The sequence below is a fragment of the Paenibacillus sp. J31R122 genome, from assembly GCF_056269185.1.
The window spans coordinates 17,765-34,516 of record NZ_JBWDNM010000026.1; the positions used below are offsets into that span (position 1 = coordinate 17,765).

Here is a 16,752-nt window from a genome sequence, read left to right on the forward strand (position 1 = left end):
ATCCTCGATTGCGGAGCTTTATTTGGAATTGTTCAGAAATCCGGTTTTATACAGCTCCAGCAGCTTCGGGAGACCGAGGTTATTCAAGCTGTTCACATAGTTGCTCCAGTTGTCCAAGCTCTGTTCACCGATGATGAATTTAATAACATTCTCGTCACGATATTTGTCGATTGCAGCACCCGTAGTCGTGATAGTCTCCAAATCCTTTTGATTAAAATCAGGCAGGCTGCGGTAGGGGGCATCATACTTACGGGCTTCGACATAAGCATCTTGAAGCTCCTTGGAAGCCATGGACAAATAGGCATCATAATCGACCCATGTATAAGTACCATTGGTCGCTAGACCCGTTTCCTTACGGAAATCTACGGCTGTCTTGTAATCTGGCTTTATCTTTTTCTTTCCATTATCAACTATATAGGTTTTTCCTTCAGTCCCCCAGCTGGAAAGCAATCTTCCTTCCTCGCTGTAAAGGAAATCTACCGTTCGCATAATATCTTTGATTTGCTTGGATTTAATCGAAACCGTAAGCCCAGAATCGACAACGTGCATATAAGCGTTCTGTGCTTTCCCTCCTTGATTACCGATAGGGGGGACCATGAAAGCCAGATTGAAGTTAGGATTGCTTTTTCTCAAAGCCTCGTTAAAGAAATCGATTCGGCCAATATAATCAACCGTAACGAACGATTGCTCCGTAGACATCAGATCCTGCCATTTCTTTGCATCAACGGTTAACCAATCCGGAGGCATAAGACCTTCCTTGTAAAACTTATTTAAATATCCAAGCATCTTTTGATAGCTTTCCTCGGTCGGACCGTATTTGACGGCTTCGCCGTCGAGATAGAAGCTTTCGTTGGTTTGAAAGTTAGCAGATAGCACTTTAAGCAATAACAGATTATTCCCAAGCCGGAAGCTGAATGGATAGCTCTTCGGATACAATTCTTTCAATTTTTTGAGCACGGTATACAGCTCATCGAAGTTGGTTGGAGCAGTTAGGTTATGCTTTTGGAACACATCCTGTCGATACATCCAAATCATTCGGTTTGCTTCGCCGAACCCTTCATTGGGAAACATGTACATTTTCCCGTCTGCCGCCAATTGCGCTTTCGCAATCTCCGGATATTTCTCCATCCATTTAGTGAAATTCGGCATATCAGCCTTGTAATCTAGAATGTTGACAAGAGCGCCCTGTTGTCCGAATTTATTAGTCTCCGATCTTTTATACATAAACATCAGATCAGGCATATCTCCCGAGGCGATCGATAAGTTAATCGTATCCTCGATCTTACCGGAAGGTGTTTGCACATTAAATGTGGCCCCTGTTTTCTCCTCGATCAGCTTCCAGACTAGCCAATCTTTATTGTAAGGATAGCTGGGGTTGGAATCGGTTAACATCGTAAACGTCTTTTTCGTCAAAGCTCCAGATTTCTCCGGATTGGTTGTCGCAGCCTGGCCGCCTTCTTGCTTCTTTTCACTGCAGCCTGCAATTAATATCATACTCAACGTGATCATCATGAACATATATAATCCTTTTTTCACTGCAACCGCTCCTTTTTTTTACTACGTCATCCAAATGTAGACCAAATAAGAAATCCTTTATCCTTTGATCGACCCGATCATCACCCCCTTAACGAAATACTTTTGCAGGAATGGATACACGGCGAGAATAGGCAAGGTAGCTACCATTATCGTGGCATACTTTAAGGATTCTTCCACAATGACCTGATCGCCTCCTATTCCCATAGCATCCGAAGAATTTAATTGGCCTGCCAGGACGATATTCCGTAAAATAACCTGCAGCGGAAACAGATCGGGATTACGTAAATATAAGAGCGGAAGCATGAAATTGTTCCACATGGCTACGGCATAAAAAAGTCCTATTGTCGCAAAAATGGCCTTGGACAGCGGCATGACGATTCTAAAGAAAATGCCTAATTCATTTAAACCATCGATCTTTCCGGATTCCTCCAGCTCTACTGGAACTCCGCTGTAAAACGTTCTCATGATCAACAGGTTCCATGTACTTACGACCGCCGGCAATACCATCCCCCATAGCGTATCCATCAACCCGTAGGATTTGACGACAAGAAAGGTTGGAATCATGCCTCCGTTGAAAAACATGGTGAACACAATCATTAAAGTGAAGGCTTTGAAGAAGGGCATCTCTCTCTTGGACAGCGAATAGGCTCCCAGTGAAGTAATCATTAAGGAGAGGGCGGTCCCCACAATCGTATAGATCAGCGTATTCACATAACCTGTTAAAATACGGGGGTCATTCAAAACAAATTTGTACATATCCAGATTAATCCCTTTTGGAAAAAATGAAATCTCGCCCTTCAGCACATAAACATCCTTACTTAAGGATACGGCTATCATGTACAAGAAGGGATACAGCGTGACAATAACAACACCGAGTAAAACGACAACATTGATCACCGTAAAAAGAGAGATCCTTGATTTCATGAGACAGCTCCTTCACCATAAGCTTGTTTCAGATAGCTTCCGGCTTGCATAGTTTGTTGAAACAATAAAGACTAAACTGACCAACCCTGTAAATATATCAATAGCCGAAGCGTAACTAAAGTTACCCTGCATGAGTCCGACCCGGTAAACATAGGTGCTTAGAATATCCGCGGTCTCGTAGGTGGCTGGATTGTAGAGCAGGAAAACCTTCTCAAAGCCAATCTCAATCACTTTGCCAACATTCAGAATAAGTAGAATAACAATAGTAGGTGCAATTCCCGGTAAGGTGATGTGCCATAGCTTTCTCAGACGCGAAGCGCCGTCCATCTCAGAGGCTTCATACAGCATCGGGTCAATGGAAGTTAGTGCGGCCAAATATAGAATCGTTTCCCATCCTACATGCTGCCAGATTTCCGAAAGCACATACACGGAACGAAACATATCCGGCATTAGCATAAAATTAATCTTTTCAAAACCGAATGCTTCAATGAGCTTGTTGACAATGCCCCCTGAAGGAGACAAGAACATGACAACCATACTGGCTACTATGACATTCGAGATAAAATGAGGTAAATAGCTAATCGTTTGCACAAATCGTTTGAACACCATATTCTTCAATTCATTAAGCAGAAGCGCGAGAACAATCGGTGCGGGGAATCCAAAAATCAATTTATACATTCCCAGCAAGAAGGTGTTTCTTAAAAGCTTTAAAAGATCAGGGTTGTTAAAAAACATGAAATAATATTTGAATCCGACCCATTCACTCCCCATAACGCCTACAAAAGGATTGTAGTTTTTGAAAGAAATGACGATTCCGAACATGGGAACATATTTAAATAAAATGTAATACAACAAGCACGGCAGAAACATTAGAAGTAAATATTTGTGCTTGATCATTTTTTGCGCCATGGTATCCTGCATAGGCTTTCTGATCTCCCCTTAGCTTTCAAATTTCATTAACAACGGTTTGTCGAACCTTGTAACCATATCTTACTTGGTCCGGCTGTAATCACAATGCTCAACATTATAGAAGGCTATCCGTAAGCCGAAAAACTTAAAGATCGGATAACATTCGATAAAATGGCTAGCTTGCCGTGACTCTAAAACTCACAGAAATATGCTATGATTATGGAAAAAAAGGGGATGAACATGATGCTGTTCAAGCAAACATATCTTAAACACAAAAACAGCAGCTTATTTATAAAGTTAATGACGAGCTTTATGATCATTGTGGTCATACTGGTTTCGTTCAATTATATGTCCAACTCTTTTTTTCTCAACAACATACAAAATGAAATCGTGAACACAAGTCAAGCTAACCTGAATACCACCGTTAATGATTATGAAAATCATATATTATCGATCAAAAAATTCGGAATGAGCCTGCACGTCAATGAAAATGCGAAGCTATTGAACGGTTCGACCGGGGGGCCGATCAGCTCTATGCTGCTATACCGCATTCGAAACGAGCTTCAATCCATGTTAGCGGACTCCTATTTAATGATCGATAACCTTATTTATTTACTGGGTGATCATTCGATCGTGATTGAAAAGGAAGGGACAAGGACTTTCGAGGAAATGTTCGTCAATTATTATGGGAACGAGGTGTATACCAAGGATTTTTGGCTTCAGGAGCTAGCAAAGCCTTATAGCTTCAAGCTGTTTCCCGAATCTGCATTTTTCATGAAATCTTTCGGACAGAAGATCCATAGAGGTCAATTCATCCCAGTGTTGGTCAAAAATCAATTCAATCCCCAATTTTCCTTAATCCTTCTGTTGAATAGCAGGAGTATGTTCGCTTCTTTTTATCAGCCGGCCAAAGACGGAAAGCTGTTTATTTCCGATGAAACGGGCACGACTATTTATGCCTCTGATTCGGATTATTCAGCAATTCCCTCTTCTCTACTGGCCTCCGGTCAGAAGACCGGATATATCCAGCAAGGCAAAAATTACTTGTACTATCAGGTGGGCAAGGAAACCGGATATACATATTTCAGTGTTATTCCCACTTCACAAATCAAAGCAAAAATCGTGCGTTTGAACTGGCTGCTAGCTGGATTTCTCCTATTGTCTATAGCACTTAGTCTCGGAGCCTCGATTTTTTTCACGAAACGCTTGAACAATCCGATCCGCAAAATACTGGATTCCATTCAACACCATCATGTATCCATGCCTATAAACAGCAGCATCAGAGAATTCGATTTCATTAGCGAAAAGATTAAGGATATTTCGCAAGCTCATCACGATATCCAACAGGACTTGACTCGGAAGAACTCGCTTCTGAAAAATTACGCGTACATCAATCATCTCAAACAAATTCACACTAACACGCAAGATTTGAAGATGCATATGGCTTTTGACACACCGTTTGTTCTGATCGGTTTTCATTTAACCTTTAGAAGCCATAACCTAAAGCAAATCGACATTCATATACCGAAGGCTTCTTTCTTTATCAGAGAGCTGATCCATACCCATATTTCGCAATCGTTTAACGACTCGTTAACCTTCCAAATCGAGCAGAATTTAATCCTTACCCTTATTTTCTTGAAGGGTGACGAGGCGAATCAGATCGAAGAACATCTGCAACGGTTGAGGAAAATATTCGATATGGATCAGCTATACTGCTTGATCACGATCGCAGTCAGTCCGCATCAAACAGACCCGACCGCTTTTACAGAAACCTATGGACACATTTTACGATTACTGGAGTCGAGGAAATTAGGAGAGGATGCCCAGATTATCCCTTTTTCCACTAAAATAACAGGAGATATACCTGAGGATTGGGAAAGAAACGAGCTCCAAGCACATATGGAGGCCGGAAACGAGAAGGAGTTATTGCGAATAGGCAGAAAGATGCTTGCTTTACTGGATAAAAAGGAAGCATCCGTTGAGTATTTCGTTCGATTTGCCCAAAGTTTTTCCCAGCAATTGTTGAAAAGCTTCTCGCCTGCTGAACGGGATCGTCTGTTAGAAACCATACAGGATGAGAAGCCCCATGATTGTTATACCTTAGAGGCGTTTGATCGATATCTGGAGCAGCTTGTGGCAGCGGCCTGTATCCTATACGACCATAAAAAGGATCAAATAGATCCGATATGTGACTTCGTTCTGACCTACATTGATAATCATTATGGCGACGATATCTCATTAGATATCATCTCTGATCATTTGAAAATAACGGCTTCCTATTTATCCACTTATTTCAAAGAAAGGATGGGAATGAATTTTAGCGATTATGTGCAAACCTATCGAATGAAAAAAGCAGCCGAGCTGCTGGAGACATCCGATTTGAAGGTTCACGAGGTGGCGCAGCGAGTAGGGTACCTCAGTGTGAATTCTTTTATCCGGAACTTCAAGAAGTTTACGGGGTATCCGCCGGGTGAGTATCGGAAAAGAAACTAATTCGTCAAGAAGAGGAGGGGTAATAGTTCCAGTCTTTTTAATTTGCAAGGACGTGAAAAAGTATGGATTCGCTGCTACAGTTCCGTGAGCTTTCTCTTCTATGGACAAGCTCGCACGATTATCGGGTTTAAGTCCAAGTCGGTTATATCAGGTGTTTCGGAAGCATACGGGATTAGCCCCTCATAAGTACCTTACGATGTTGCGCTTAAATAAATCGTTGAGCTTATTAGCTCATACTCCTACCTCCATTATGGAGGTCGCCCATCTAGTGGGTTACCCAGATGAATAATATTTTTGCCGATTGTTTAAGAAGCAAATGGGTCTTACCCCAACGGAATATATGAACCGCCTTTGGTCGTGTACCAGTAATTGCCTCGGATGCTCGCCCCCTTGGCCCATATCGCCAACCGGATATAGGCCGGTTGGCCGCTGTTCACACCATAGAAATAGTTATTATATATATTGGCTCCTTCTAAGTAGCTGCAGGAAATATCGTACTCGTTCGGTGCGTTATCCCCGAATAAACAGCCCATGACCGTAGCCGCCACCACCTTTTTTCGGTCGGCCCCGGTGAGCTGTACGCCCGGCAAATTCGTGAATTTTGCCGTTGCGGTTGAACGCGCAGAACAGAATGGACGGCTGTTCGGCGTTTTGCGCCAGCACTCCGGCTTTGGCGTTGTCATGGATTGAGCAGCCGAAAACGGTACAGTTCGACGCGACATGGTTCCAATAAATACCGTTGCCGCCATTCTCGTGAATTACACCGCCGGTCACGGTCATCACATTACTGAATTCAAAACAGTGCACGCCATGAGATCCATTCTTTCCAATATCGCAATCGGTCAAGGACAAGGAGTCGCCATAGCGCCAATAGACTCCGACCCCGCCGTGACTTCGGATGACGCACCGGTTCAAACCGGATTTCCCTCGACCGCGTTTCATCGTAAAAAGCAGATACACTCGGCCCCGGATTGCGGATTGCCGTGAACGCCCAGATCCTCAATCCAAAAGTTGGCGAGCATGTCTACATTGTCCGGGTTATATGGCGTTTCCTGCGCTGGTTTGTACTCGATCGCATTCATTCCGTTCGTTGCCGTATTGATTAATATCGAAGCGCCTGCGTTTTCTCCTTTCAACGTAACGTTCGATCGGGCTTTAATACCGGTGATCCGGTACTTGACCGGCGGTGATCAGGTCGTTAATTGTCGTGCCCTTTCCCGTATAAGCGATATATCGCAAAATCACTTCCGGGAAATGTTCTTTGATCTTGATGCCGTAATCCTTCATAAACTGTTCTTCGCTCACATTCGATACGGTCTGCCAGATCGATAGCTCTACAGGCTCCTTCCTATTCACATCATTTTTTGCCCGTTCCGCTTCCTTGCGGCTTCCGTTATCCTGGCCTGTGTAAGCTGCTAGCAGCAGAGCAAACACAATCAGTAAAACGGGAAGAGCGGAATACCCTTTTCACCCTTATTTATCCTTGAAAACCTCATTTTTGAGTTATTAACCATATTCATCATTTAAACAATTCACTCATCCAATCCCCCCTATCGATCCGATCATATGCTAAAATCTTAATATGAATATTACCACAGGGACCATGAACAATAACAAAGCTTTTTATATAATTCAATCATTAACCTTCAAAAAAAATCTCAAGGAGGCCGTTACATGCTTTCTATCAAATCTGTCATTTATGACGATCGCATCGAAAAATGGAGCATCAACGACAAAAAAGTGCCGCATCATATTCTGATTTTCGTAACAAGCGGAAAGGTAGTCTACCATCTTTTGGATCAAGTCGTCGAGCTGAAGCAAGGCGACGTGATGTTCATTCCGGCCGGAACGAGCCGTTCCTGTCAAAACGAAGACAAAGAGCTGCACCAGAAATATTCCACCCACTTCACTTCCACAGGAAATGCGGATGCCGCTCTTGCTCCTTTGAGGGCAAACGGCTTCTTTACCTGCAAAATCCAAAACGAAATCTACTTTAAGCAGCGGTTTTCCGTCCTTTTAATGCAATGGTTCAACCAAACGTCCGGCAACGAGCTGATTTGCGAAGGAATCTTGACTGAGCTGCTCGGGTGGGTCATTCAGGAACATTCCCGGAAACAAGGCGTGTCCGCGGTCAAGCAGGATCTGATGAATCGGCTGCAGTCCTACATTATTCACAACCATTGCAAACCGCTCCGCCTGTCCGATCTCGCCGATCACATTGAGCGTTCGCCAAATCATGTAACCAAATTGTTCAAAGAAACGCTTGGACAAACCCCGGTTGAATACATTCGTCAAGTCAAAGTATCCGTAGCCAGTGAGCTGCTCAAGAACAGCGGGATGACGATAGCGGAAATATCCGATCATCTCGGGTTTTGCGAACAATCCCATTTCCACCGCGTCTTTAAAACATGTACCGGACTTGCACCATCAGCCGTTCAGAAAGGACACCCCGTTGCATTCATGCCGCTCAGGGAGATGATTCTTCGCTCCAGGCAAATTTATTATTGATTGAATTGTTCAAATAACAATTTTTCCACTCATGGATGACCGCACGATTATATATTAAAATGTCCCCTGTAGAATCAATTAATCTGATTATTTGTGGATAAAGGAGACGAATGAGCCCCTTCGAATGGCAAGATAATCATGATTAAATCACACAAAAGATGGACAGGAGGAATCAGATGAATAAGCGGAAAATTCGCCTGGAAAACCAATACGTCGGTCTTGCCTTTGACAGCGTGACAGGCGAACTTGTGGAGCTCGTGAACAACATTACCGGCGAAAATCTGTTGAAAAATTGGTTTCGCAATCGCAGTATGCCGTTCGCTCTGATGCTGAGAAAAGGCAGCGAAGAGCCGTTTTGTGTCGGAGCCCCGGCTTCTCGCGAAGCGGCGGTCAATAACAAGCTGAAACCGTACATCAGTTTAGCCTCGTCTGAGGAAGGCATCACTGACATTCGGATGCGGTACGAATACCTTCACTCCCCCGTCGGGGATCTTCACATTGCCGTGGAGATCGGCGTCCGGATTGTTCCGGGCGATCCGGAGACGGTTTGGACGATCCGGTTGGAGCACCAGGAACCGGATATCGTCGTGGAAGAGGTTCGTTTTCCATGCTTATTCGGCGTGTACTGGGGAGAGACGTGGCAAGACGATACACTTGTCTATCCGTTCAATGCCGGTGAAAAAATTACGAATGCGGTGGAAACATACGCCTCCCCCCCTTCCATCATCCATTGGAAGTGGCAGGATTACAAGTACAACTACTATTTAAACGGAGTCAATTCAAAAAGGGAAAAGGACGGTTCGTTTGTTCGGGAGCATCGATATTCCGGGCCTCTTTCCATGATGTGGCTGGATTATTACAGTGACAGCCATGGCCTCTATCTTGCCTCCTACGATGAGCAATTTCATGTGGCAGGCTTGCATTGCGAAACGTTCGGCCCCGCCGAGCCGGGCATGGGCTTCTATGCCATTCGGTATCCATTCCTGGAAAATGAAGAAACATGGAATTCGGGACGATATGCCGTTGCAATTCATCCGGGAGATTGGCATTGGGGGGCGGATCGGTACCGGGGATGGCGGAAGGGAGTCGGCAGCGAACGCGAGATCGCCGTTCCGGAATGGTTTGCAAAGAGTGCCGGACTCGTAGCCCATTATGACTTCAAATATCAGGATGGAACAATTGTTCATAAGTTTCGGGACTTGCCCCGACTCTATGAGCAAGCAAAGCAAATGGGACTCAATCATCTGCTCCTGTCCGGCTGGCATGTCGATGGTTTCGACCATGGCTTCCCGATTTATCGGCCCGACCCGGAACTGGGCACCGCCGAGGAGCTGGCTGAACATGTTCAGGCGATTCGCCGGAACGGCGGTCATGTGGCGTTTTACATCAATTCGAAATTATTGAATATGAAGTATGAGGAGCTTGCATCATTAAGAGATGATTATGCCGTGCACAACCGTACCGGACTTATGAAGATCGAACGTTACGGCGACGACAACCTTTCTTTTGCCGTCTTATGCAATGGATCGGAAGGCTGGCGGCACTATTTGTTCGAAACGGTTCGCTTTTTGGTGGACAAAATAGGGGCGGACTCGATGTACTTCGATCAGTTGGGAATGTCACCGCCGCCGTTTTGCTTTCGCGCGGATCATAACCACCGCCACGACGGATGGAATATCGGATATGGACAGTTTCTAGACCAGGTCAATGAACGGTTCGCCATCGGCTCGATGTACGAGGGTGTTACCGACATTCACGGAAACAAAATATGCGGGCAGCTGATCTCGACATTTTTTTATCACCATAGCGGAGCTTTTCCGGAATTGTACCGGTATACGTTCCCCGATCAGAGGCTGATCGATATGATTTACCCTTCTAAAAAGCAGGCCATGCGTCCAGTACACGTCTCCCAGGTTTCCCGGGACATGATCGACCGGGCGTTTTTGATCGGATGCTACTTGTGGATGTATGACCTTGAAAATGACAATACGTTCCATAGCGATCCCGACATGCTGAACTACGTGATGAAGGTTGTTCGGCTGCGAAAGCAGTGGCTGGATCTTTACGGCCAAGGAACATTTCTTGATGATACCGAAATCGTTCATTCGACGTCTGGAGTAACGGCAAAGACCTTCCGTTTTGAAAATCGGGAAACGATCATAACCGTATGCAGCCGGAATCCGGAATCGGCATGGACGATCGATTTCAAACCGAAGGAACGGACTGTGAAGAGTGCTGTTCTGTATGAGTTAGCGACAGATTCTCACGAAGGCGAGCCGGCTTCAAATTGCAAAATACTCAGTGTCACTCCGTTGACGCACGAGGGAGAGCCGATTATGCAGATCACCGCAGCATCGGCAAAACTGGCTTTCATTCATATTCTTTACGACGAGATGTAAGGGGCAATGATGCCGGAAATGAACAGCGATCCTATTGAGCTTGTTGTCATTAAGCAGACAAACGCAATACATTTTTATATCAAAGGAACGAATCCGAAAAGCAACCGTTATCTTCATTATCAGTTGAAGCGATTTCAGGTTCCATTCGATGCAGATGCCGTCAAACCGAATCATAACTTGGATGTATGGCGAATGCATGAGGTGTACGAGGTCGAACGAACCGGCGCGTATTCGTTTGCGAGCGTCAGATCAGGTCCGATCGTGCACGGAGGCGAATGGGAATGCGCAATCATGGAAAAGGACGCCTCGGATTTCATGGGAGGAAATGCCCACGGGGACGAGATTATGTTAAACGCCCGTTTTTTCTTCGACGATGTGGAGCAGGATCCGAGCATTCCCGGTACATTTACATGCAGATCCATCACTTTTATTTCTCATTCCCGATTATTCCGGGATATCAAGCATCTATCGGCAGGACAATGGATTGTAGATCCGACAAGAAGCATCCCCGTAGCCAAACATTGCAAATTGTTTCGCATCCATTCCAGCCGGATTTGCCTGGACCAAGAGATCGAATGGCTTGTCGACACGGCGCTGAGCCGCTCCTATTTCGCCATGCTGCCGATCAAACGGAAATTACTCGGGGCTTCGGCCGACCAAATAACCGATCGCCTATGCTGCGATTCCGATCCTGAAGCTTACGATATATCCAGGGATGGATTTACCCATGAAGCGAATCGGAAACGTCCCGGTATCAGGAAAGTGATGGCATGGGGAACATCGTCTGGGATTTCCGCCGAACTGGAGATTCAAGAACGGAACGTATGGCTGCCGAATGAAAATCATCACGTCTCGAATGCGGAGCTCTACAACAAATTGTACTTCGACTTCTCCGGAGAATGCAGCGTCAGTCCGGGTGATGTCTGGTTGCAAAAAGCCAAATATGTCCTTAACACGGTAAACTGAAGCGATCAATGCCATTTAAGCGACGATTCCTGTTATGCAGCGCATGGTCGCCATAGTTGCCATCTCAGGGAACATCTTGTTAGCAAAATTCCGAAACAGCCCTAACGGCGCCGGCCATGCCAGCAAGGCGTTCCCAATTTGCGGCGTTATTCCGGTTACAAAGAAGTCTATTAGCAATTTACTTTACGAAAGAGGTGACGGCATTGCAACGTATGGGCATTGGATTACAGTTGTACACCCTACGGGATCATATGGCCGCCGATCCGGCTGGAACGCTAAGCAAAGTAGCGGAGCTCGGTTATGAAGGCGTCGAATTCGCCGGATACTTCGGCACGCCGGCTGTAGAGCTGCGCGCGCTGCTCGATGAACTCGGCCTGAAAGCGATCGGCAGTCACGTAAGTCTATCCAATATCCGCAATAATTTGTTTGGCGAAATCGAGTATCTGAAAACCATCGGCGGACAATATCTGATTTGCCCAATTGTGCCTAATAGCGAAAGGAAGACTGAGGAAGACTGGACCCGCTTGTTCGCATACTTTCAGGAGGTTGGCGCAGAGGTGCGCAAGCACGGTCTGCAGTTCGGCTATCATAACCACGCATTTGAGTTCGAGAGCAGGATCGGCGGGCAGGTTGTTTTTGATGCCTTGTACGCTTCCACCGGCGTGGATGAGGTGCAGGCTGAGATGGACGTCTGCTGGGTGCAGTACGCGAAGCATGATCTGCTTGATTACATTGGCCGTTATGCGGGAAGGCTGCCGCTGCTGCATCTGAAAGACTTCAATCGCAGTGCGGACAATCGGATGCACACGCTTGAACTGGGACAAGGCGAAGTAAACTTGCCGGCTGTCATCACCGCTTCGGGCGCGGCCGGGGTCAAATGGCTCATCATCGAGCAGGACAGCTGCCAGAAGCCGCCGCTCGAATGTGTCGCAAACAGCCTGCGCTGGTTGAAGCAGCATTATCCTGTTTCATTATCAAAACCTGAAGGAGACGTGCAACCTTGAGCAAATTGAGAATCGCCGTCATCGGCTGCGGTGCGATCGCCATCCGGCGCCATGTCCCGGAGTATGCGCAAAACCCGAATGTAGAGCTGGTTGCTTTTAGCGACCCTGTCACCGAGCGGTCGGAAAAGCTGGCTGAAACGTACAAAGCACAAGCTTTTGCCGATTATGAAACCATGCTGAAAAATGTAAAGGTTGATGCGGTCAGCGTTTGTACACCGAACGATCTGCACGCTCCTGCCGCAATTGCCGCTGCAAACGCCGGCGCTCATGTACTGGTTGAAAAGCCGATGGCGACAACCGCCGCAGAAGGTTTAGCCATGATCGAGGCTGCCCACCGCAACGGCGTTTATCTGATGGTCGGCCAAAACCAGCGGCTGATGCCACCTCATGTGAAAGCGAAAGAAATTTTGGTGTCCGGACGACTCGGCAAAGTGCTGACATTCCGCACCTCATTCGGCCATCCCGGCCCGGAAGGCTGGAGCTTGGACGGCCGAAACAGCTGGTTTTTCCGCAAGGCCGAAGCCGTAATGGGCGCTATGGGTGACCTGGGCGTCCATAAGTCCGACCTGATCCGCTGGCTGCTGGACGACGAAGTAAGCGAAGTTGCCGCTTTTGTCGAAACGTTGCATAAAGCAGGCACGGATGTTGACGACAACTCCATCTGCTTGTTGCGGATGAAGAGCGGAACCATTGGCACGCTTGCCGCCAGCTGGACGTATTACAAAGGTCAGGACAACAGCACGGTGCTTTGGTGCGAGAACGGAGTGATGAAGATCGGAACTCACCCGGAAGACCAAGTGATCGTGGAACTGCGAGACGGGACGATCGAACGGTACAAGGTAGGCGCGATCGCAACGAACGAGAAACAAACGTACAGTGGCGTCATTGATGCCTTCGTCAACAGCATCCTTACCAAGACGCCGCCGGAAATTTCGGGCGAGGAAGGGCTGCGGTCTCTTCAGGTCATTTTGGCCGCGTTCGAATCGAAAGCAACCGGCAATTTCATCAACTTGGAATAAACAACACAAAAACGTACACTTTGCAAGCTGTAGCCGGCATTGCAAGTGTGCGTTTTGCTTCTATGACTTCTGCTTCATTGCAGCTGACGATCACATCGGCGAACCGGCTGCAGCTTGCGTTGCTCGAAGGAATTGAATCTTAACTCCAATACTCTTTTCGCTGAACACGTTAAACTCTTAAAGTCAAAAAGACCCGAAGCAATGCTTCAGATCCGTGCTATAACTTATATTTAGCGGCAAAAGCTTTCGTTCCCTGCCCCAGCCTGTGCCAGAGCAGTTTCCAAGCCAGCTGCAAACGCTGGCTGAACGACTTTGTTCGACCCAGCGGCTTCAGCATGAGCAAGCTGATGTTATTATTCGACGAGTACGGCCTGCACATCCACATCCAAAGAATAGCGTTCAATCTGACGCCTGAGCTGTCATAATCATTCTTATGAATTCCAGATGGAAACGTGTGGAGAATGTCCACTATTCATTTGAAGGATATGGCTGATGATAGGGCGGGGGCCTCCACGGCCTTTGGCGCAGGCATACTTCTTCTGCTTGATTATGGAATGTTGACCAAAGATTTTGTTTTGACTCCGAGACTGGCGGCAGCATGGTTGATGAACCGGCCGTCAACCGCGACTGCCGATGGGTCGGCGTACAAGATGCGGAGCGGGTAATACTGCGTCGTACCGCCATCGCCTTGCGGCAGCAGGAATGCCGCCTTGACCAGTCGCGTTGCGCTGCCTTCCAGATATGCTCCGCTCTTCAAGTTGTTTACGGTAAACACTTGGCCGTTCTCCGACATTGTAGAGCCGGTGTCATGCACATAATCGCACAGTCGGGACACGAAGCCGCTGGAGCCGCATTCGCGCATATGGTTGCCGCCGGTTTGTACGAGCCTGATGTTGTATGTAGAAATACCGGCGTAATGAGTTGCTGTCGTTATGTTCTCCGTTCCCGGATTGACGTCTCTGCCGCATCGGATAGTCGTGTTGCCGGTTAGCGTTATTTGATCGCGTCCTGTTACGCTGATCCCTGTTCGTGTCGCATCTCTGACCGTGTTGCCGGTTAGTGCCGAACTGAGATCCGTATTGCCCCATATCGTGTCGGCCGGCACGTTAATCCCGAATCCGATCAACTGAGATAGCACATTTCCGGCTATAACCGCATCGCCGAAGACGCGGATTCCGTCGCCCGTGATGTTGTCGATGACGTTGTCACTGATTTTGACCGGCTTCTGGTATTGGGTCATTATACCGCCACTTGCCAGCCGGGTTGCCGTTGGCAGCTTTCCGGCCCCGGTTATCTTATTGCCTTCTATAGAAATGTCTTCGGAAGCTTTGGCGAAAGAAGTACCGGATCGATCAAATGCAAAAATTCCATACTCATACGGATGCCGGATCGTGTTGCTTTGGACCAAAACTCTCGCATTGCTGGGCTCTGCACCTCCGGCCAAAATTGTAATGGCGGCGGTGAGAACGACCGAGTTGTTGCCCGGCATAACGGACTTGGCTCCGGCCTCGTGAATGATGTTATGCGTAACGTCGATATCTTCGCCCTGAGCGATCAAGATGGAGTGGTAACGGGTTGTCTTGATCAGGTTATGATCGACGGTAATGCGCTTGTTGCGGGCAAACTCAATCCTGTTCTGCATTTGGCCTATACCGACCGCGTTGTCCCCGATGAAGTTCATTCGGTTGTGCGCGACGGTGACTTCCTCGCACCACTCCACGATAAATACCGCATTGGCTTTCTGAGCGAAGTCGGTCGGGTTATACAGCTTGTTCCGGCTAATATCCGCCCCGTGAACGGCCTTGAGCCAAATTTGGCTCCCGCGAATCGAGCTGATGTTATTGTTCCGGAAAACAATCTCGGTCGAGAGCGTGGCCGTCTCGCCGCCCACCGCGACTTTCCCCTGTGCGACCAGCCCATCCCAAGCAAAATCATAGATGCGGGTACCGCTTACCTCGCAATGGTGGCAACTGGCGAAGGATACTGCAAACGCATAATTGACGGCAGGACGCGTTCTATCCCATATGTTGCCGCCACTAGCCTCATCGCGGACGATCTGTCCATCCATACCGATCCCGCTGATCGTAATGTCCGTGCAAGTGTTAAACGAAAAAATTCCTTTGAGGCCCATCTTGTGAAGTGTTCCTTCACCCTCGATTCGCTTGCTATTGTAACCTTGGATGAAAATGGATCCCTCGGCAGCGACGCCATAATCCCCCTTCGGGATAACAGTCTTATAAACAGACTTGATGGTTGTTTCTATTACCATCCGGTTATCGAACCCAGTTGCCCCATCCCAATCGGCTATCGCTCCGAACATTTGCACCGGATAGCTTTCGAGTTCAGGACGACAGAAGCATCCAAGCCCGCCTGGCTGAAACTCGCCGACATCAAGAAGAAAGTTGGGATGACCTGCACGAGATCCGTCCCACGGAACAGTCGGGCTTATTACGGTCCCGCCGTTATGTTCGCTCTTTGGCTTGCCCGGGTTCCAATAGAACAGGCCGCCGCCATAATCCGTATTCGCGTGGTATCCCTGCAAGATGTACAAGGTGTCAACTTTCATCGGTGCGGTGAGAAGATCAACCATGCTTTTCAGAACCGCAGTATTACCGTAGTCCTTCAACTTCGGATCTTTCGGCGCTCCGTATACCGATTCCAATACGGAAGTGGCGTTGGCATGAGCGGAGCTGAGCCCGATGACCGCAGCCCCTGCTATCCCAAGCGAAGCCAGCACTGCTCTTCTGCTGATCACGCTGTTCCGTCCAGTTTGTGTCTCTTCCTCGCTTCGCCCGGTCATCTTTACATGGTTATCGTCCATTGTACATTCCTCCTACTACGTAATGAAATCGCTTTACCGATCGAATATAATCCTGCAGTCAGGGCGGGACACGCTCCGCATGGGGCGAATCCCGCGATCGCGATCCCCCATCATATCCTGATTTTCATGATGGCCCGTCATCCTCGTCTATGCGATGCGAGCCTATTCCCCGA

General features: G+C 47.4%; 15 protein-coding genes. 7 read left to right on the top strand and 8 right to left on the bottom strand.

The window, feature by feature from the left end; genetic code table 11:
• Positions 1-18: 18 nt before the first annotated feature.
• From AC0YN7_RS28215 to AC0YN7_RS28225, 3 genes are read right to left on the bottom strand one after another with little or no spacing between them, the layout of a single operon-like run.
• On the bottom strand, positions 19-1,536 hold the full coding sequence (locus AC0YN7_RS28215) for an extracellular solute-binding protein (RefSeq protein WP_475813341.1): 1,518 nt from the start codon (positions 1,534-1,536) through the stop codon (positions 19-21).
• Positions 1,537-1,593: 57 nt separating this feature from the next.
• Positions 1,594-2,460: a carbohydrate ABC transporter permease gene (locus AC0YN7_RS28220; protein WP_475813342.1), complete on the bottom strand. Its 867-nt coding sequence runs from the start codon at positions 2,458-2,460 to the stop codon at positions 1,594-1,596.
• Positions 2,461-2,472: 12 nt separating this feature from the next.
• Entirely contained in the window at positions 2,473-3,381 is a 909-nt protein-coding gene (locus AC0YN7_RS28225; RefSeq protein ID WP_475813343.1) for an ABC transporter permease, read from the bottom strand.
• A 228-nt stretch (positions 3,382-3,609) separates the two neighbouring features.
• Here AC0YN7_RS28225 and AC0YN7_RS28230 point away from each other — a divergent pair, with 228 nt between their 5' ends.
• Positions 3,610-5,862: a helix-turn-helix transcriptional regulator gene (locus AC0YN7_RS28230; protein ID WP_475813344.1), complete on the top strand. Its 2,253-nt coding sequence runs from the start codon at positions 3,610-3,612 to the stop codon at positions 5,860-5,862.
• A 100-nt stretch (positions 5,863-5,962) separates the two neighbouring features.
• On the top strand, positions 5,963-6,151 hold the full coding sequence (locus AC0YN7_RS28235) for a helix-turn-helix transcriptional regulator (protein ID WP_475813345.1): 189 nt from the start codon (positions 5,963-5,965) through the stop codon (positions 6,149-6,151).
• A gap of 34 nt (positions 6,152-6,185) precedes the next feature.
• Here AC0YN7_RS28235 and AC0YN7_RS28240 read toward each other — a convergent pair whose 3' ends face one another.
• From AC0YN7_RS28240 to AC0YN7_RS28255, 4 genes are read right to left on the bottom strand one after another with little or no spacing between them, the layout of a single operon-like run.
• Entirely contained in the window at positions 6,186-6,395 is a 210-nt protein-coding gene (locus tag AC0YN7_RS28240; RefSeq protein ID WP_475813346.1) for a hypothetical protein, read from the bottom strand.
• Positions 6,373-6,804 (bottom strand): right-handed parallel beta-helix repeat-containing protein, encoded by a 432-nt coding sequence (locus tag AC0YN7_RS28245; RefSeq protein WP_475813347.1) that lies wholly within the window; start codon positions 6,802-6,804, stop codon positions 6,373-6,375. Before AC0YN7_RS28245 ends, AC0YN7_RS28240 begins: the two co-directional genes overlap by 23 nt.
• Complete coding sequence (locus AC0YN7_RS28250) at positions 6,801-6,998, bottom strand: hypothetical protein (RefSeq protein ID WP_475813348.1); 198 nt, start codon at positions 6,996-6,998, stop codon at positions 6,801-6,803. Before AC0YN7_RS28250 ends, AC0YN7_RS28245 begins: the two co-directional genes overlap by 4 nt.
• A gap of 19 nt (positions 6,999-7,017) precedes the next feature.
• Positions 7,018-7,296, bottom strand: a complete 279-nt coding sequence (locus tag AC0YN7_RS28255; RefSeq protein ID WP_475813349.1) for a hypothetical protein — start codon at positions 7,294-7,296, stop codon at positions 7,018-7,020.
• A gap of 240 nt (positions 7,297-7,536) precedes the next feature.
• Here AC0YN7_RS28255 and AC0YN7_RS28260 point away from each other — a divergent pair, with 240 nt between their 5' ends.
• The 5 genes from AC0YN7_RS28260 (at position 7,537) to AC0YN7_RS28280 (ending at position 13,758) form a co-directional block, all read left to right on the top strand.
• The gene (locus AC0YN7_RS28260; RefSeq protein WP_475813350.1) at positions 7,537-8,370 is read left to right on the top strand and encodes an AraC family transcriptional regulator; all 834 of its coding nucleotides are present in this window, start codon (positions 7,537-7,539) and stop codon (positions 8,368-8,370) included.
• Positions 8,371-8,603: 233 nt separating this feature from the next.
• Positions 8,604-10,769 (top strand): DUF6259 domain-containing protein, encoded by a 2,166-nt coding sequence (locus AC0YN7_RS28265; protein WP_475813351.1) that lies wholly within the window; start codon positions 8,604-8,606, stop codon positions 10,767-10,769.
• Between the two features lie 6 nt (positions 10,770-10,775).
• Positions 10,776-11,735 carry a hypothetical protein gene (locus AC0YN7_RS28270; RefSeq protein WP_475813352.1) on the top strand — a complete coding sequence of 320 codons (960 nt, stop codon included), beginning with the start codon at positions 10,776-10,778 and terminating at the stop codon, positions 11,733-11,735.
• 203 nt (positions 11,736-11,938) lie between these two features.
• Positions 11,939-12,739, top strand: coding sequence for a sugar phosphate isomerase/epimerase family protein (locus tag AC0YN7_RS28275; protein WP_475813353.1), 801 nt, complete (start codon positions 11,939-11,941; stop codon positions 12,737-12,739).
• Complete coding sequence (locus AC0YN7_RS28280; RefSeq protein WP_475813354.1) at positions 12,736-13,758, top strand: Gfo/Idh/MocA family protein; 1,023 nt, start codon at positions 12,736-12,738, stop codon at positions 13,756-13,758. The genes AC0YN7_RS28275 and AC0YN7_RS28280 overlap by 4 nt, the downstream gene beginning before the upstream one ends.
• A gap of 547 nt (positions 13,759-14,305) precedes the next feature.
• On the opposite strand, the gene AC0YN7_RS28285 is transcribed toward AC0YN7_RS28280, so the two are convergent.
• Complete coding sequence (locus AC0YN7_RS28285; protein ID WP_475813355.1) at positions 14,306-16,579, bottom strand: right-handed parallel beta-helix repeat-containing protein; 2,274 nt, start codon at positions 16,577-16,579, stop codon at positions 14,306-14,308.
• Positions 16,580-16,752 lie beyond the last annotated feature (173 nt).

Bases quoted from the DNA above. Each gene is read 5' to 3' on its own strand.
- AC0YN7_RS28220 (WP_475813342.1), bottom strand. From the start codon at position 2,460: ATGAAATCAAGGATCTCTCTTTTTACGGTGATCAATGTTGTCGTTTTA.
- AC0YN7_RS28225 (WP_475813343.1), bottom strand. From the start codon at position 3,381: ATGCAGGATACCATGGCGCAAAAAATGATCAAGCACAAATATTTACTT.
- AC0YN7_RS28230 (WP_475813344.1), top strand. From the start codon at position 3,610: ATGATGCTGTTCAAGCAAACATATCTTAAACACAAAAACAGCAGCTTA.
- AC0YN7_RS28235 (WP_475813345.1), top strand. From the start codon at position 5,963: ATGGACAAGCTCGCACGATTATCGGGTTTAAGTCCAAGTCGGTTATAT.
- AC0YN7_RS28240 (WP_475813346.1), bottom strand. From the start codon at position 6,395: ATGGGCTGTTTATTCGGGGATAACGCACCGAACGAGTACGATATTTCC.
- AC0YN7_RS28245 (WP_475813347.1), bottom strand. From the start codon at position 6,804: ATGAAACGCGGTCGAGGGAAATCCGGTTTGAACCGGTGCGTCATCCGA.
- AC0YN7_RS28260 (WP_475813350.1), top strand. From the start codon at position 7,537: ATGCTTTCTATCAAATCTGTCATTTATGACGATCGCATCGAAAAATGG.
- AC0YN7_RS28270 (WP_475813352.1), top strand. From the start codon at position 10,776: ATGATGCCGGAAATGAACAGCGATCCTATTGAGCTTGTTGTCATTAAG.
- AC0YN7_RS28285 (WP_475813355.1), bottom strand. From the start codon at position 16,579: ATGGACGATAACCATGTAAAGATGACCGGGCGAAGCGAGGAAGAGACA.